The following is a 376-nucleotide window of genomic DNA, read 5'->3' on the forward strand; positions in this document are numbered from 1 at the left end:
GGTGGCGATCTCGTCATTGGTGTCACCTCCGATCCCGACACGCTCTATCCGTGGCGGGCCACCCAGTTCCAGGCCGTGAACATCCTCGGGAACATCTACGGCACCCTGACGGAGCTGGACGAGAACCTCGAGGTGGTTCCGGGCCTCGCCGAGTCCTGGGACGTATCCGAGGACGGGCTCACCGTGACCCTCCACCTTCGTGAGGGAGTCACCTTCGCCGACGGCAGCTCATTCGACTCCGAGGACGTCGTCTTCTCCCTGGAGAGCATTCTCGACGAGGAGACGGCCGCCGTCGCCAGCAGCTCCCTCGCCCGGGTGGACACGGTCACAGCCGTGGACGAGACCACCGTGGAGATCAGCCTCAGCTCGCCGGACG

At 66.0% G+C, this 376-nt stretch carries 1 protein-coding gene; it reads left to right on the plus strand.

All coding sequences use genetic code 11. The annotated features are described in order from the left end of the window. Positions 1–376, plus strand: a 376-nt coding sequence (locus ELR45_RS36355) for an ABC transporter substrate-binding protein (RefSeq protein ID WP_240759125.1), incomplete at both ends; no start/stop codon positions are given.

This window comes from Phytoactinopolyspora endophytica, from assembly GCF_004138495.1.
In the GTDB taxonomy this organism is placed as follows: domain Bacteria; phylum Actinomycetota; class Actinomycetes; order Jiangellales; family Jiangellaceae; genus Phytoactinopolyspora; species Phytoactinopolyspora endophytica.